General features: G+C 65.2%; 14 protein-coding genes. 8 read left to right on the plus strand and 6 right to left on the minus strand.

The genetic code is table 11. The features are described 5' to 3' along the window. Positions 1-31: 31 nt before the first annotated feature. Together ACQBAU_RS04905 and ACQBAU_RS04910 are read right to left on the minus strand one after the other, a co-directional pair. On the minus strand, positions 32-1648 hold the full coding sequence (locus ACQBAU_RS04905) for an N-acyl-D-amino-acid deacylase family protein (RefSeq protein ID WP_465254983.1): 1617 nt from the start codon (positions 1646-1648) through the stop codon (positions 32-34). A gap of 84 nt (positions 1649-1732) precedes the next feature. Next, a complete protein-coding gene (locus ACQBAU_RS04910) occupies positions 1733-2809 on the minus strand; it encodes a LacI family DNA-binding transcriptional regulator (RefSeq protein ID WP_465254982.1) in 1077 nt (358 codons plus the stop codon). Positions 2810-3009: 200 nt separating this feature from the next. Here ACQBAU_RS04910 and ACQBAU_RS04915 point away from each other — a divergent pair, with 200 nt between their 5' ends. The 8 genes from ACQBAU_RS04915 (at position 3010) to ACQBAU_RS04950 (ending at position 10988) form a co-directional block, all read left to right on the plus strand. Continuing rightward, complete coding sequence (locus ACQBAU_RS04915; protein ID WP_465259457.1) at positions 3010-3735, plus strand: SDR family NAD(P)-dependent oxidoreductase; 726 nt, start codon at positions 3010-3012, stop codon at positions 3733-3735. A 38-nt stretch (positions 3736-3773) separates the two neighbouring features. Next, entirely contained in the window at positions 3774-5030 is a 1257-nt protein-coding gene (locus tag ACQBAU_RS04920) for a CaiB/BaiF CoA transferase family protein (protein WP_465254981.1), read from the plus strand. Then, positions 5023-5814 carry an enoyl-CoA hydratase/isomerase family protein gene (locus ACQBAU_RS04925; protein ID WP_465254980.1) on the plus strand — a complete coding sequence of 264 codons (792 nt, stop codon included), beginning with the start codon at positions 5023-5025 and terminating at the stop codon, positions 5812-5814. The genes ACQBAU_RS04920 and ACQBAU_RS04925 overlap by 8 nt, the downstream gene beginning before the upstream one ends. 71 nt (positions 5815-5885) lie before the next feature. Next, positions 5886-7004 (plus strand): hypothetical protein, encoded by a 1119-nt coding sequence (locus ACQBAU_RS04930; RefSeq protein ID WP_465254979.1) that lies wholly within the window; start codon positions 5886-5888, stop codon positions 7002-7004. 88 nt (positions 7005-7092) lie between these two features. Further along, the gene (locus ACQBAU_RS04935; protein WP_465259458.1) at positions 7093-8328 is read left to right on the plus strand and encodes an ABC transporter substrate-binding protein; all 1236 of its coding nucleotides are present in this window, start codon (positions 7093-7095) and stop codon (positions 8326-8328) included. 76 nt (positions 8329-8404) lie between these two features. Further along, complete coding sequence (locus ACQBAU_RS04940; protein ID WP_465259459.1) at positions 8405-9247, plus strand: carbohydrate ABC transporter permease; 843 nt, start codon at positions 8405-8407, stop codon at positions 9245-9247. Beyond that, a complete protein-coding gene (locus ACQBAU_RS04945) occupies positions 9244-10065 on the plus strand; it encodes a carbohydrate ABC transporter permease (protein WP_465254976.1) in 822 nt (273 codons plus the stop codon). The genes ACQBAU_RS04940 and ACQBAU_RS04945 overlap by 4 nt, the downstream gene beginning before the upstream one ends. Positions 10066-10124: 59 nt before the next feature. Next, on the plus strand, positions 10125-10988 hold the full coding sequence (locus ACQBAU_RS04950) for an aldose epimerase family protein (protein WP_465259460.1): 864 nt from the start codon (positions 10125-10127) through the stop codon (positions 10986-10988). A gap of 22 nt (positions 10989-11010) precedes the next feature. Here the strand turns inward: ACQBAU_RS04950 and ACQBAU_RS04955 are convergent, their stop codons facing one another. From ACQBAU_RS04955 to ACQBAU_RS04970, 4 genes are all read right to left on the minus strand, one after another. Beyond that, entirely contained in the window at positions 11011-11961 is a 951-nt protein-coding gene (locus ACQBAU_RS04955) for a carbohydrate ABC transporter permease (RefSeq protein ID WP_465254974.1), read from the minus strand. Continuing rightward, positions 11951-12724 carry a carbohydrate ABC transporter permease gene (locus ACQBAU_RS04960; protein ID WP_465255377.1) on the minus strand — a complete coding sequence of 258 codons (774 nt, stop codon included), beginning with the start codon at positions 12722-12724 and terminating at the stop codon, positions 11951-11953. The genes ACQBAU_RS04955 and ACQBAU_RS04960 overlap by 11 nt, the downstream gene beginning before the upstream one ends. A gap of 161 nt (positions 12725-12885) precedes the next feature. After that, positions 12886-14208, minus strand: coding sequence for an extracellular solute-binding protein (locus ACQBAU_RS04965; protein WP_465254973.1), 1323 nt, complete (start codon positions 14206-14208; stop codon positions 12886-12888). Positions 14209-14279: 71 nt separating this feature from the next. Beyond that, positions 14280-15314, minus strand: coding sequence for a LacI family DNA-binding transcriptional regulator (locus ACQBAU_RS04970; protein ID WP_465254972.1), 1035 nt, complete (start codon positions 15312-15314; stop codon positions 14280-14282). Positions 15315-15381: the final 67 nt, after the last annotated feature.

Raw genomic sequence — 15381 nt, forward strand, 5'->3', positions numbered from 1 at the left:
GTTGTCCTTCTGCGCGGTGGATGGGTGGACTTCAGGCCGTACGGCGTAGCGCCCGGCCCGGGCGCGCCCCGGTGGGTCGTCCGGCGACGACGGCAGCCGTGCCGGCGACGTACACCCGGTCGATGCCGGTCGCCCACCGGTGCGGTTCGGTGTAGCTGGCCGGGCTGTCGACCGTGGCCGGGTCGAACACGACCAGGTCGGCCACCGCGCCCGCGGCCAGCCGACCCCGGTCGGTGAAGCCGAGTCGAGCGGCCGGGGCGCTGGTCATGTGCCGTACCGCCTCCGGCAGGTCCAGCACCCCGAGCTCGCGGGAGTAGTGGCCGAGGATTCGGGGAAAGGTGCCGAAGGCGCGCGGGTGGGGTCGGGCACCGACCATGATCCCGTCGCTGCCCACGGTGTGCCGTGGATGCTGCATCAACCGCTGCAGGTGCTCCTCGCTGCCCAGGAACATCACGCACGAGGCGCCGAACCGGGTGCCGACGAGCAGGTCCATCGCCGCCGCGGCCGGTGCCACCCCGGACCGGTCGGCGATCTCGGCGACCGACAGGCCGACGGTCCACTCCCAGTCGCCGGCCGGGACGCCGCCGATCACGACCTTGGTCCAGTCGACGGGGAAGCCTTGATGGCCGTCGGAGCCGGTCACGTCGACCGCTTCGGTCAGCCGGGCCCGGGTGGCCGCGTCGGTGAACATCGCCAACTGTTCGTCGACCGTGCCGGTCTGCGACCAGCTGGGGAACTGGGCGTGCAGGGTCGACATGCTCGCCGGGTACGGATAGGCGTCGAAGCTGAAGTCGACGCCGTCGGCCTCGGCAGCGTCGAACATCGCCAACAGCTCCGGCATCCGGTGGGCGTTCTGCGCGAAGCTGAGGTGGGTGTGGGCCAGATGCAGCCGTACCCCTGATCGGCGGGCGATCTCGAAGCACTCGCCGTACCCACCCATCACGTCGGCGCCGTAGTTGCGGTGGTGCGGTACGTACAGTCCGCCGTACTCGGCGACGACCTCGCACAGGGCCACCAACTCGTCGGTGGTCGCGAACATCCCCGGGACGTAGGTGAGCCCGGCGGACATGCCGACCGCGCCGGCGGCCATCCCGTCGCGCAGCAGGTCGAGCTGTGCGGCGAGTTGATCATGGTCGGCAGGGGCCGAGTCGGTACCCATCGCGAGCTGGCGGAGATTGCCGTGCGGGACCAGGTACGTGGCATGGCAGGTGAGACCGTCGTCGAGCCGGGCCAGGTACTCCGCGACGGTCCGCCAGTTCCAGTCGAAGCCGGCCGGGTCGTCGTTCCAGCCGCGGATCCTGTCACGGATGATCGGCAACGTGGCGTCGTCGACCGGGGCGTAGCTCAACCCGTCCTGGCCGAGCACCTCCAGGGTGATGCCCTGGGTGATCCGGCCCGCATGGTCCGGATTGGCAAGGATCTGCAGGTCGGAATGGGTGTGCATGTCGATGAAGCCGGGGCTCACCGCCTGCCCACCGACGTCGAGCACCGTCACCCCGGCCGGACGGCCGACGGCATCGGAGACGCCCGGTGAGACCCGCTCGATGCGTTCCCCGCGGACCTCGACCTCCCCTTGGAACGGCTCTGCGCCGGTCCCGTCGACGACAAGGGCGTTGGTCAGCAGCAGGTGGTTCGACGACTCCGGCATGTGCCGAGCGTAGAGGGGTGCCGCCGGTCGGTGACCACCTGTCCGCACCGAGGCAGACAAGTTCAGCTTGGTGGATCGGCGTGTTCAGCTTGGTGGATCAACGTGCTCCCCGGCGGCGGTGATGTCGCGGCGGGTGGCAGGGACCGGGCCGGTGGAGCCGTTGACGACGAGTTCGGCGCTGAAGAGGCGCGAGTTCATGGATGGTGTGTCGAGGGCCTGCAACACGAGGTGGGCGGCAGCGGCACCCATCGCCGACGCGGGGAGAGCGATGGTGGTCAACGGGACAGCCATCATGTCGAGGTTCGGGATCCCGTCACAGCCCATCACGGACAGGTCTGTTGGGACCCTCACACCTCGTGACAGGCAGGCTCGGATCGCGCCGAGCCCCATCATGTCGTTGCCGCAGAAGACAGCCGTGACGTCGGTGTGGTCCAACAGCCACTCCATCTCGTCCTGACCACTCTGCTGGTAGTAGTCGCCAGGCCGAACGTGTTCGGCCGGAAGGGCCGCCCCTGCCTCATTGAGTCTGGTCACGAACCCGCGGATGCGTTCCTCGGCCAGACCGACGCCGGGCAGGGCTCCGATGTAGCCCACCGAGCGGTGCCCGAGTTCGAGCAGGTGGTCGGCAGCCATCCGACCGATTTCCTCGTTGTCCACTGACACTGCAGGTTGGCCCGGCCACAGTGGGTGTCTGACCAGCGTCACGATGGGCGCCTGCAACGCCCGGCCGAGCTGGGCAAGTTCGGCGTCGGGTCGCCGGGTACCGATGAGAATGAGCCCGTCCACGCCCACCTCGTGGGTCAGCCACCGGATCCGGTCCAGTTCCACGTCGTCGGCAGCGATCTCCATCATCAACTCCACCTGCTGCTGGCTCAGTACGTGTTGAATGCTGCGGAAGAACTCCATGAACACGGGATTGAACAGCCAGTCCATCGAGGTCGGTCCGGAGATGAGGACGCCGATGGAACGTCGTCCCCGTCCGGCGAGGCTGCGTGCACTCCGGTTGGGGGTGTAGCCGAGTCGTCGAGCCACCTCCACGACGGACGCCCGAGTCGCAGCGCTGACACCCTCGACCCCGTTCAGGGCCTCCGAGGCGGTACCGACCGAGACCCCCGCTGCGGCAGCGACGTCGCGAAGACGTACGCGAGTTGGCTTCGTCATCGAGAACCACGGTAGCGACTGGCATTCAGCAGACAGGGCGGCCTGTGCTCCCAGGGTCGAGAGATGCGCAAGGTAACGGAAAGGTAACGATGGGATCCCGGCACTTTCGAACCGGTTCGAAAGCTGTGAACGTAATCCCCATGAGCACCGGGGACCGGATCAGGCTTGACGGCAGGATCGCTGTTGTCACGGGAGCGGCCATGGGGATCGGTCTTGCCACGGCCCGGCTCCTGGCGGAACGCGGCGCCACCGTCGTGGCCATGGACCTGGATCAACAACGAGGTGTCGCAGCAGTCGAGGAGATGCAGTCCGCCGGGCTGAACATCCAGTTCCAGCCGATCGACGTCAGTTCCACCGACAGCGTGGTTGACGCCTTCGCCGAGGTCGTCGCCAGGTACGGAGCGCTGCACATCTGCCACAACAATGCAGGCATTGCTCGACCTGGGTCGGCGCCCGACCTCAGCGACGAGGGATGGGCGCGAACCATGGAGGTGAACCTCGGCGGAGTGCGTCGCGGTTGCAACGAGGCGATCCGGCACATGGAGGCACAGGGCGAGGGTGGCAGCATCGTCAACACCAGTTCGGTGCAGGGGCTCCGGGGCTTCCCCGGGTGGACAGCGTACGCAGCATCCAAGGGCGCCATCGATGCGATGACTCGGCAACTTGCCCTGGAATGGGCAAAGCACGGCATCCGGGTCAACAGTGTTGCCCCCGGCACCATCTGGACACCCATGAACGAGCGGATCCTGGCGGAGGCGAAAGACCCCGACTCGATAGTCAAGGGATGGGCGGATGCCCACCCCCTGGGACGCTTCGGCGATGCCCGGGAGGTGGCCGAGGTGGTGGGGTTCCTCGCATCCGACAGCGCCAGCTTCGTCACCGGTCAGACCATCGCAGTCGACGGTGGGCTCACGGTCCGCGCCTGACACTCGACCACAGCAACTCACATGATCGAAACGGAGACATGACAGACGTGCAGCCACCCCTCAGCGGGATCCGCATCCTGGACTTCACCCAGATGATGGCGGGCCCTTTCGCAACCCAGTTGCTGGCCGATCTGGGAGCCGAGGTGATCAAGATCGAGAAGTACGGTACGGGCGAGTGGGAACGAGCCTTGCCGTCGATGGGTGAGTTCATGCACGGCCAGAGCCCGTTCTTCCTGGCCATGAACCGCGGCAAGAAGAGCATCGCCTTGGACCTGAAGGACCCTCGAGCCAAGGACGTCGTGCTCGACCTGGCGAGGAGTGCTGACGTCGCCATGAACAACTTCCGGCCTGGCGCCATGGAGCGGCTCGGGCTCGGTGCAGTGGACCTGCAGGCCGTCCGTCCCGACCTGATCTGCGTCGGCAGCAGCGGTTTCGGCGCCAACGGGCCGCTGGCCCAGAACCCCGGTCAGGACTTGTTGTTGCAGGCCATGTCAGGGATGGCGGCTCAGTCAGGACGGGCCGACTCCGAACCGCAGGCCATGGCGAACTCCCTGGTTGACGCAGCAACGGCGCTCATGAACGTCATCGCGGTGCTGTCGGCTCTGCTGGGCCGTGAGCGACGGTTGCCCAGCGACACTGCGGAGAAGGGAGCTGTCGTGGACGTGGACATGTTGTCCACCGCGGTCGCCATGCAGTGCCAAGAGATCTTCGCTCACGTCAACCTCGGGCAGCGCTGGGAGCGGAGTGCCGAGGGCGTGGTTGCGCCGTGGAACGAAGCACCGTACGGAATCTATGCAGTTGCCGACGGGCACATCGCGTTGGCGATGTCCGACCTGCCGGCACTCGCAGAGGTGGTGGGTGGTGCAGAGCTACGTGATGCCCTCGAGGTCTTGCACCCGTACCACGATCGAGATGCGGTGAAGAGGCTCTTGCAGGAGGCCATGAGGGGGGATGCCCGCGACGAGCTGCTGGCACGCCTGCTCGAGACCCGTGGGGTGTGGGCCGCTCCCGTCCTGGACTTCGAGGAGGTCGTCGGCCTGGAGCAACTGCAGGCCTCCCGGGCGTTCCAGACATTGCATCACCCGGCGTACGGGAGCATCGTGACCGGAAGCCTGCCATTCCGAATGACCGGAGCTCCGGCCCGGGTGCTTCCGCCGCCGATGCCGGGCGAGCACAGTCGTGTGCTCTTGGCCGAGCTGGGGTACGACGCGGCAACGATCGACCAACTCTTCGCCGACCAGGTCGTCAGTGAGTGGAAGCCTGCGCCGGCTGCTGGGGGTGAGCAGGATGGGTGAGCACCAGGTCGAAGCGGGAGGCGGGACCCTGACGACCCGAATCGAGGACGGCGTTGCTGTCGTCGAATTCGCCAGACCGGACAAGCTGAACGCCATCAACACCCTGATGCAGGCTGAGTTGATCAGGGTGCTCGACGAACTGGAATTGGACCCCCGGCATCGGGCCGTCGTGCTGACTGGCCAGGGGCGGGCGTTCATGGCCGGTGCAGACATCGCGGACTACGGTGCCGACGACGTGGCTGGTTTCGAGGCCTTCCAACAGGCCGGGGCGGCCGTCTACCGACGGCTCCGCGAGTCACGTCTGGTGGTCATTGCCGCGGTGAACGGCTATGCGCTGGGTGGTGGCCTGGAGATGGTGTTGGCCTGCGACACCGTCGTGGCCAGCTCCACCGCTGAGTTCGGGTTGCCGGAGATCGGGCTCGGCCTGGTTCCCGGAGGCGGAGGCCTGTCCGGACTGGCCCAGGTCGCGCCACAACTCGCCCGTCACCTCGTCCTGACTGGGCAACGGGTCGACGCGGTCACGGCTGCTGCGGCGGGCCTGGTGATCGAAGTCGTCGAACCGGCTGAGCTGATGTCGACAGCCCTGCGGTTGGGACGACGTGTCAACAGGCTGTCCCGCCGAGCCCTCGAGCTCGCCAAGGAACGCCTCTCCACCTGTGGCGACGAGACCGATGCCTTGGCCGGTGACATCGCGTTGTTGACCGACCTGTTCAAGTCCCCCATCGGGCGAGAGGGTGTCAGCGCCTTCAATGAGAAGCGTCGTGCCAACTTCGAGGATCTGTGATGGTGGCGCTGCATCGGGCTGGCAGGGGACCTGTCGCACTTCGTGGGGTCTCGTTCGACCATCCCAGAGTCGTGGAGCCGCTGCTCGCCGCGACACGGGCCTATGAGGCGGTCGACGCCTCCGTGACGGTCCGCTGGGACTTCACGCCCTTGGCGGACTTCGAGCGTGGCACGGAGCTTCGTCCGGGTGCCGGCTACGACTTGGTGACCTTTGACCACCCACATGTGGAAACCATCGCCACCAACGGGTTGTTGCACGATCTGACAGGATTGCTGACCCAGCAGGTTGTCGATGGCCTCGCCGCCGACGCGGTGGGCGCCTCCCACTTGTCATACGTCTGGAACGGACAGGTCTTCGGCGTGCGACTGGATGCGGCGGCGACCTTTGCCGTGAGGCGTGTCGACGTGGCCGAGCCACAGGCCAAGACGTTGGAGGGGGTCATCGACGAGATCACCCGGTCAAGGGGTACGGCTTCGGTGCTGCTGCCCTTGGTGCCCACTCATGCCGGGGCCTTGCTGGTCTCTCTCATGATCAACATGGGCGCCGACGTGGCCGCTGGTTGGCCCGGCTTCGACAGCGCTCAGGCACGTGCGGCTGTCGAGCTGATGCAGCGGGTGTGGCCATACGTCCTTCCAGACTCGGTCCGACTGAACCCGATCCAGGTTCTGGACACGATGGTGCGCAACCCGGCCCATGCGTACAGCCCGTTCGTTTTCGGCTATGCCCCGTACGCGGACCAACGACGCGGCGACGGGCGCCTGGTCTTCGGTCCGTCGCCGGGCGTGCTCGGAGGTGATGGGCTCCGGGGCATGTTGGGAGGCGCCGGCCTTGGCGTGCACCGTGAGTCCGCGCATCCGGAAGCTGCAGCTGCCCTGGCAGCGTGGCTTGGTTCAGCCTCGGTGCAACGAAGCTTCTTCGTACCACTGGGTGGCCAGCCAGCGGCATGGTCGGCATGGCGTGCCGGTTGTGACGACCCACACTTCGGCGGGTTCTTCACCGGGACGAAGGCCGCCATGAAGCAAGCCTTCCTGCGGCCCCGCGCCACTGGCTTCGCGGCCATGCAGGCCGAGGCCGGTCGAATCCTGGTGGCCGGACTGCTGGCGGGGAAGGCCGCTACTGCGCTGTGTGACGAGCTGGCCACGGCGGAGCAGGCGATGCTGACGCACCCCTCGTCGGCATCGGTGCCGTGACAAGCCACAACCACGTCCACGAAGTCACATCGGTTCAGAACACATAGGTTCAGGGAGGAACATCATGAAGTTGAGCAGACGAGCCGTCATGGCCACGGGCCTGGGAGCGGCACTCGGGGGCGCGATCGGATGCACCCCGCAGAACGGTGGTACCGGAGGCGGGAACTCGGGCCCCATCACCTTGAAATGGTGGGACAACCAGCAGTCCGAGTCGGGTCTCAGCGAGTATCAGCAGGCTGCTGTGGCCCAGTTCACCGAGGCGCACCCTGACATCAAGGTCGAGGTGACAACGGTGCCGTACGACCAGTACCAACAGCGGCTTCAACTGGCTGTCCAAGGCGGTGACGCCCCCGATGTGGCGACCGTTGACCAGATCTGGACCGCGGGGCTGGCTGCGGGGGAGAGCATCCTGCCGCTGGACGACATGATCGGGGAGACCAAGATCTCTCATGACTCCTTCTTTCCCGGTGCGTGGGAATCGGCGTTGGTCGACGGAAAGCTCTTCGGAGTTCCGTTCAACGTGGACGTGTGGCAGTTCACCTACGCCAACAAGAAGCTGCTCGCCGACGCGGGTGTGGAGTTGGAGGCCCTGACGAACTGGTCCGGTCTGACTGAACTGGGCGAGGCCATGGCGTCATCCCAGGTAGCCCCGATCGGGCTGTTCGGCTCGAACTACGAGAGCACGGTCTGTGTGATGGATTCGTTCATCTACAGCAACGGCGGTTCGATTCTCGATGATCAGGGACGGTCTGCGCTCCACCAGCCAGCAGCGGTGGAGGCGCTTCGGTTCCTTCACTCACTGGTGCCGTTCGCCCCCGACGGTGTCCTGAACAACACCAACGAGAAGATCCGCGAGCTCTTCCTCAACCAGACGGTGGCGACGGAGTGGTGGCCCGCTCTCGAGCAGCCGACACTGGCCGACAGTGATCTGGACTGGGACTTCGTCGCTGGCTCCGCGCCAGACGGCCAGACACCCATCGGGACGTACGGCGGCTGGAATCTGGCCCTCTTCGCCAGCGACGACGATGCACGTAAGGAGGCTGCGATGACGTTCATCGACTTCCTGGTCAGCCCGGAGGTCAACGGCAAGGTCGTCGACCTCATCCCGGGCAACGTCGCGGCGGCTGAGAGCTTCTTGCAGGAGAACAGGTTGAACCCTGAGGTGATCATGACCCATCTGGAGAACGCCCGACCGCGGCCGTTGTCGCCAAAGTACCTCGACGTGTCCTTGATTCAGCAGGAGATGTTCCAAAAGATCCTCAACGGCACGGAGGTGCAGGCGGCTGCAGACGAGGCCAGCCAGCGGATCGATGGCCTTGCCTGACAGGCAGCGGTCCCGGCGCTCGGGTTCGCCGCGTGTCTCCCCCGACAGTGCGGCACGATTGTTCGTCGTACCGGCCGTGATCGCGGTCACGGTGTTGATCTACCTGCCTCTGGTCAACACCGGCTGGCAATCACTGACGGGGACGCTTGGCGGCGGCTTCAGTCGCAAGCAGGGCTTCGTCGGGATGGCGAACTACCAGCGCATGATCGACGACGGTTCTCTGTCCCTGCTCGTCCGCAACTCCTTGGTGTGGACGATCCTGGTCGTCGTCGGTCAAAATGTGCTGGGCTTCGCCATGGCCCTACTGATGAGCCCGCGGTGGCAACTGTCGGGCCTGCTCCGTGCGCTGCTGGTGCTCCCTTGGGTGATCCCAGGGGTCGTCGGAGCCGTGCTGTGGGGGCTGATGTACGATCCGCAGCTCGGTCTGATCGCCTCGATCCTGCAGCGTGTCGGGGTCGGAGGTGCCGGGGCACAGATGCTGTCCCAGCCGCAGACGGCCATGATCGCAGTTTCCTTGGCCGCCATCTGGAAGGGCTTTCCGTTCAGCTTCATCTTGTACCTCGCGGCCCTGACCACGGTGGATCGCAACTTGGTGGAGGCTGCCCGGATAGACGGGGCAGGAACTGTCGGGCTCCTCCGTCATGTGATCGTTCCCGCTGTACTGCCGGTGATCCAGATGGGGCTCCTGCTGACCTCGATCTTCACCTTCAACTACTTCGACCTGATCTGGATCACGACGCGAGGTGGTCCCCTGAATGCGACTCACATCTTCCCAACGATGATCTTCCAGACCGGCTTCGGGAACTTCAACTTTGGATTGGCGTCCGCCTACGGTGTGGTCGCCTTCGTCATGCTGCTCGTACTGCTCGTGCCGTACCTGCATCGAGTCTGGATCACCGAGAAGGAAGCGGTCAGATGAAGGAGTACGCGTCCTTGCCGATCAAGGTCGTCCAGGTGGTCGCGACGTTGCTGGTGCTGGTGCCGATCGCCTGGATGGTCGGGATCTCGCTCAAGCCTGCCGATGAGCCGTTCGCCACGCCGGCCCAGCTGTGGCCGAGTTCGCTGACGCTGGACAACTACCGCGCTGCACTTCGTCCCGAGTTCGGGGGCTACCTTTTCAACAGTGTGGTCGTTTCAGCCCTGACGATCGTGATCTCCACCGGACTGGGCTTCCTCGGTGCCTTCGGGTTGCAACGGTTTCGTGGGCGGCTCAGACTTGGCCTGCTCGCGTTCCTGATAGCGGGCCAGATGGTGCCTGCAGCAGCCATCATCATCCCGATCTTCGCGGGCGCCAGGGAACTGGGACTGATCAATTCACGCCCCGGCTTGGCGCTGGCCTACGTGGCGCTCACCTTGCCGGTCGCCACGATCATGCAGTACACGTTCTTGTCCGGATTGCCTGAGGAAGTGTTCGAGGCGGCCCACATCGACGGGGCATCGACCTGGCAGCTGTTGCGGTACGTGGTGGCACCGATGGCGGTGCCGGGACTGGTGTCCGCTGCGGTGTGGCTGGCGGTCCTTGTCTGGCAGGAGTTCCTGTTCGCCCTGTCCATGACCACGACCAAGGAGACGTGGACGCTTCCGGTGGGCCTGAGTGACTTCATCGGGCAGTACGGGATCCGATACGGCGAGCTGATGGCAACGTCGATCGTGATGTCGATACCCGTTGTGGTCGTCTTCCTGCTCCTGCAGCGACATCTGGTCCAAGGCATCACGGCGGGGGCGGTCAAGGGATGAGCTTGTGTGTCGGTAGCGATGAGGTCGAGTTGCAGCTCTCGCCCGAGTCAGGCGGGTCGGTGCTGAGCCTGCGTCGTCGCAACGGGCCCGAACTGCTCGCACGCCGGAACTGGGAGAACCCCGTCCCGAGTGCCCAGCTTCTTGGTGGTTACGGGTCGACGTGGGCAGACCTGCACGCCGACTACGACTTGGCGTGGCGTGAGCAACTGCCCAACTCTGGCGCCGAGTGCCATGTCGACGGGGTCAGGCACCCGTTCCACGGTGATGTGTGGGCCGCACCGTGGGAGGTTCGGTCCACGAGTGCGTCTCAGGTGGAACTGACCTGCGATCGGTTGCGACTTCCACTCGTCGTTCACCGAACGGTGGCGGTGACAGGTACTCAGGTCGAGGTCACCGAGACCGTTCGGAACACCGTGGGTGAGACCCAGCGCTTCTGTTGGGGTCATCATCCAGTCTTCCCTGCGGGCCCCAGTACCCGCCTGGAGCTCGCCGGCGGCATCGTCCACGCCGAAGACTCGTCTGAGCTGCGTGCCGCAGGCCTGGCAGATGCGGTCACCTTCCCGTGGCCGAGGTATACCTCCGAGGACGGGTCGACGGTGGACGTCTCCCGAATCCCGGACGGTCCGGTCGAGCGGCTGCTCGTGGTCTCCGACCTCCAAGAGCCACGGGTGGTCATCCACGGTCTTCCGGACGACACGAGCGTGGAACTGACGTGGAACGGCGATGTCTGGCCGCATCTGTGGGTGTGGGTGCAAGTAGCCGGTAGCGGATTCCCGTGGTACGGCCGTGCTGCGGTGATGGGCGTCGAACCACAGAGCAGCCCAACCACAGGTGGCTTGGCTGCGGGCATCGACGACGGCACGGCGTTGGTCCTTGCTCCTCATGCGGAACTGAAGAGCCACCTCACCCTCCGCATCTTTTGACCGACACCTCCGAGGTCCTTGGCTACTTGATCCCGACGTTGGCGAATCCTTGCACGAAGTAGCGTTGGGCGAGAAGGAAGATCGCGATCATGGGCAGCGTTGCCATGGCAGTGCCGGCCATCATCAGGGTCCACTGAGCTGTCGAATCCTGCCGGAACGTGGCCAAACCCACTTGGATCACCCGGAGGTCAGCCCGCGTGGTCACGATGAGTGGCCACAAGAAGTTGTTCCACGAGCTTTCGAAGCTCAGCAGGCCAGCGGTGAGGAACGCGGGCACGACCTGGGGACATGCCATGGTCGCGAAGATCCGAAGTTCTCCCGCCCCGTCAATGCGAGCAGCCTCCAGCAGCTCCGTCGGCACGCCCGTGAAGAACTGGCGGAACAGGAACACCGAGAACGCGGACACACCACCCGGGATGATGAGCGCCCACCATGTGTTGATCCAGCCAGTTCCACCCTGGCCGAGGATGTCGTTGCCTCCGAACAGCGGCATGAACCGGGCGATCAGGAACTGCGGCACGATGGTGGCGTACCCGGGGATCATCATTGCGGCGATGAACGCGGCGAACAGCGCGGTGGAGCCGCGGAACCGAAGCTTCGCCAGCGCGTACCCGGCAGCAGACGCGTACGTCAGAGTCATCAGTGTGTGGCCCACTGCGATGAACAGACTGTTGCGGGCATAGATGTGGAAGGGCGCGGCTCGAAGCGCATCGATGAAGTTGTGCCACTGTGGATCCCTGGGGAGGAGGTCGCGGCTGGAGACCACTTCGGCTTCGGACTTGAGCGCTGTGAGGAGCATCCACACGAACGGGGTGATCATGATCAGCGAGACGATGAGGAGCACCGTCCAGGCGAGCGATCGGGCGAGCGCATGACGGCGCAGCACGGTGCGAGTCTCGCGGTTGGGCCGCTGGTTGCCCGTCTCCTGCTGCTCGATGGTCGTCCACCGTTGGCTGAGGGTGTCAGTGGGCATCGGTACCTCCGACAAGGCGACGGCTGATCACGGCCAGCAGGATGAGAAAGCAGAACAGGATCATGGACTGCGCCGAGGCCAGGCCCATGCGGAATGCCTCGAAGGCGGACAGGTAGATCTGGTAGGTGATCACGGTTGTCGCATTCGCCGGCCCGCCACCCGTCAAGATGAATACCTGGTCGAACACCTGGAACGACCCGATCACCGACGTGACCAGGACGAAGAAGGTGGCCGGACGCAGCATGGGCGCGGTCACGTACCAGAAGCGCTGCCAGGCATTCGCCCCATCGATACGCGCTGCCTCGTCCACGTCGACCGGCAGTCCCTGCAGGGCTGCGAGATAGATCAACATCTTCAACCCGATGCCCTGCCAGATGCACATGGCGATGACGGATCCCAGTGCGGTCTCAGCTCCGAGCCAGGCCACAGGTCCGACACCGACGATGGAGAGGACCACGTTGAGCAACCCGGTCTCGGTCGGGTTGTAGATCCACAACCACACCACCGCCACGGCAACCGTGGCCGTGATGTGGGGCATGAAGATGGCGATACGGAACAGTGCTTGGCCACGCAAACCCTGGTTCAGCAGGACCGCGATCAGGAGAGCCAGCAGCATGGACACCGGAACGGCCACTCCGGTCAACACGAACGTGTTGAGCACCGCAGTCCGGAAGCCTTGGTCGGCGAAGGCTTCGAGGTAGTTGCTCACCCCGATGAACCGTGGTGGGGAAATGATGTCGTACTGGGTGAATCCGAGAAGCATTGCCACCACGAGCGGCAGTCCTACCCAGAGCGAGACGTGGAGTGTCGCTGGGGCGACCAACAGGCGGCCGGCCCACTCCTCGCGCCGGCGTACCGGTGATCGAGTCCGGCGCAGGTCAGGGGATGCGACTGGCGCTCGATCGCGCCGATGGCCCAGCCTCATCAGGCACGGTCGATGGCTTCTTGGGCCATCTGGTTCGCCTTGTCGAGTGCCTCCTGCACGCCCGACTGGCCGATGAACGCCTCTTCGAGTATGGGATCCAGCTTGCCGCGAATCTCCATCCACGCCGGTGACCCACCCTCGCTCACGGCGAACTCCAGGTTCTGGACGCCAGCTGCGATCAGTCGATTCGATCGGAGCACCTCGCTGTTCTCGAGCACCGACGCCAGACCGGGGACCGAATTGCCGAAGACACAGACCTCCTCCATCACATCGGGCTGAACGAAGTGCTTGATGAGAGCATCCGCCGCCTCGGCGTTCTGTGAGCTGGCTGCGCGGGACAGCAGGGTGCCACCGAGGAACGCTGCCGGCTGCGTTTCTTGGGGTAGGAAGTAGCCGGATCCTTCCTCGCTCATCAGGGCCGGGTTGGCCTCGTTCCAGGATGGCCACACCGGGGCTGAGACCGGTGCCATGGCGACGTTGTCGGTGAGAAACGGGTGTGGGCTCCCCTCCGCGGCCTTGAGCTCCCACGAGGTTGACCCGTCCTTGATCATGTCCACCACCAGCTGGAGCCCTGCGACCGCCTCAGGTGAGTTCAACTGCGCGGTTCGGCCATCGGCACTGAACATCGTGCTACCGCCGGCGCCGATCAGGGTGGCGAGCAGTTGGCGGGGTGAGCCCTGGCCGTTGAGGATGATGCCCCACTGCTTCGTGCTTCCTGACCCACCCGTCAATTCCTTCGCGGCTGCACGGAGGTCCTCGAAGGATGCTGGTGCCTCCTTGATCCCTGCCCTGTCCCACATGGTCCTGTTGTAGATGACCTGCCGGGTGTCCAGCAGCAAGGGAACAGCAAACAGGCCCTCTTGGTAGGTGCAGGGCTCGAGAATCGGGCCGGTGAACTCCAGCCCTTCGATGAACTTGGTGTCGAACTCGGCGAACAGCTTCTTGTGTGCGAACGGTGGAATCCAGCCGACTCCTGTCATGATCACATCCGGCACGCTGCCGCCGGCGATGGCTACCGTGAGCTTCTCGTTGAGCTTGTCGAAGCCGGTGTAGTCCACCGTCACGGTGACGGCTGGATGGACTTCGTTGAAGCTGGCGATGATGCCGTCCATGACCTGCTTGCCCTCGGTCCCGCCGAACTGGGGGGTCAACACCGACACGTCCCCGGACAGAGATCCGGGGGGCGCTGAGCTGGCGCCCGCCTTGGAGCCGGGCTCGGTCCCACCACAACTGGTGGCAAGGCTTGCCAAGCCCAATGCGCCGGTGCCGGCCAAGAAGGTTCGTCGGCTCATGTCCGTGACGTTGTCCGGGATGTGCATCATTGCCTCCTCGTCGATGACGGACTCTCAGTAGATCGACTTTCGAAGCGTTTCGCACGACAACGCACACAAACTCACACAGGGGAGTTCGGCCTCGTTGACTCGCGTACGACGAGTCGGGGCATCAGGAAGAGTTGCCGTGACACTGGCGAATCCTTTGCGGTCAGGCGTTGAAGCACCATGCGGACCGCTTCGAAGCCCAGCTCCTCCTTGGGCGGCGCGACCGCGGTCAATGGTATGCGGCAGTTGCTCGCGAGCTCGTCGTCGTAGGTGATCAGGTGCATGTCCGCGGGGACGTCGACACCACGCTTGGCAAGGGCCTCGACGAAGTTCAGCGCCTGTATGTCGGTGTGGATGAACACGGCTCGCACCGATTGGGAGACGCACTGGTCGGCGAGTGCGGCGACCGGACCGGCCGGATCACCCCACTCGGTGGTCGGATGGTCCGACCAGTCCATCCCCAGCTCTGCGACGGTTTCGGCAACACCGCGTCGGAGGTGGGAACTGGTCGCAGAAGGCGTCAACAAGGTGAGCAGACGGTCATGTCCCAGTTGGTGCAGGTGTTCCACCGCCATGCGCGCACCTTGGTCATGGGCGGTTCGCACACTGTCCGGGGTCCGTTCGCCGGCGCGGCGGGGTTCCCTCTCGACCAGAACGATCGGGAGCGCGAGCCGATCGACGATGGCGTCGGCGGCCAGCTGGGGTGGCGGGCCTGCTCCGGAACTGGCCATGACCAGGCCGTCAAGTGACAGTTGTGCCAGCTTCGACAGGCGGTCATGTTCCAAGCTGCCGTCGTAGAAGTGAGCCGCCAGCACCAGGCGGCATCCCAGTTCCTCTGCCGCGCGCTCGGCTCCTGCGACGACTCTTCCGTAGTAGTACTCGTTGTGCGGGAGCAGCAACCCCACTCGGGGAGCTGCAGCGTCCTCCGCTCGCACAGGAACAGCCCCGCCATACGTACGCCGCAGGCGCCCCTGCTGCTCCAGCTCGGTGAGGTCACGACGTACCGTCATCCGGGACAGGCCCCACTCACGGGCCAGCTCAGCGACAGTGACCTCACCATCACGGGCCATACGTCGCAGGATCACCTGGCGCCGAGCCTCGGCGAACATGGGGGTCACAATATCCCCGCTGTCGCGCAAGCTGCCCGAGCGTGACGAGGCATCGTTGGTGGACCGA

It is taken from the genome of Carbonicoccus niuqiaonis (assembly GCF_050157065.1).
GTDB lineage: Bacteria > Actinomycetota > Actinomycetes > Propionibacteriales > Propionibacteriaceae > Avipropionibacterium.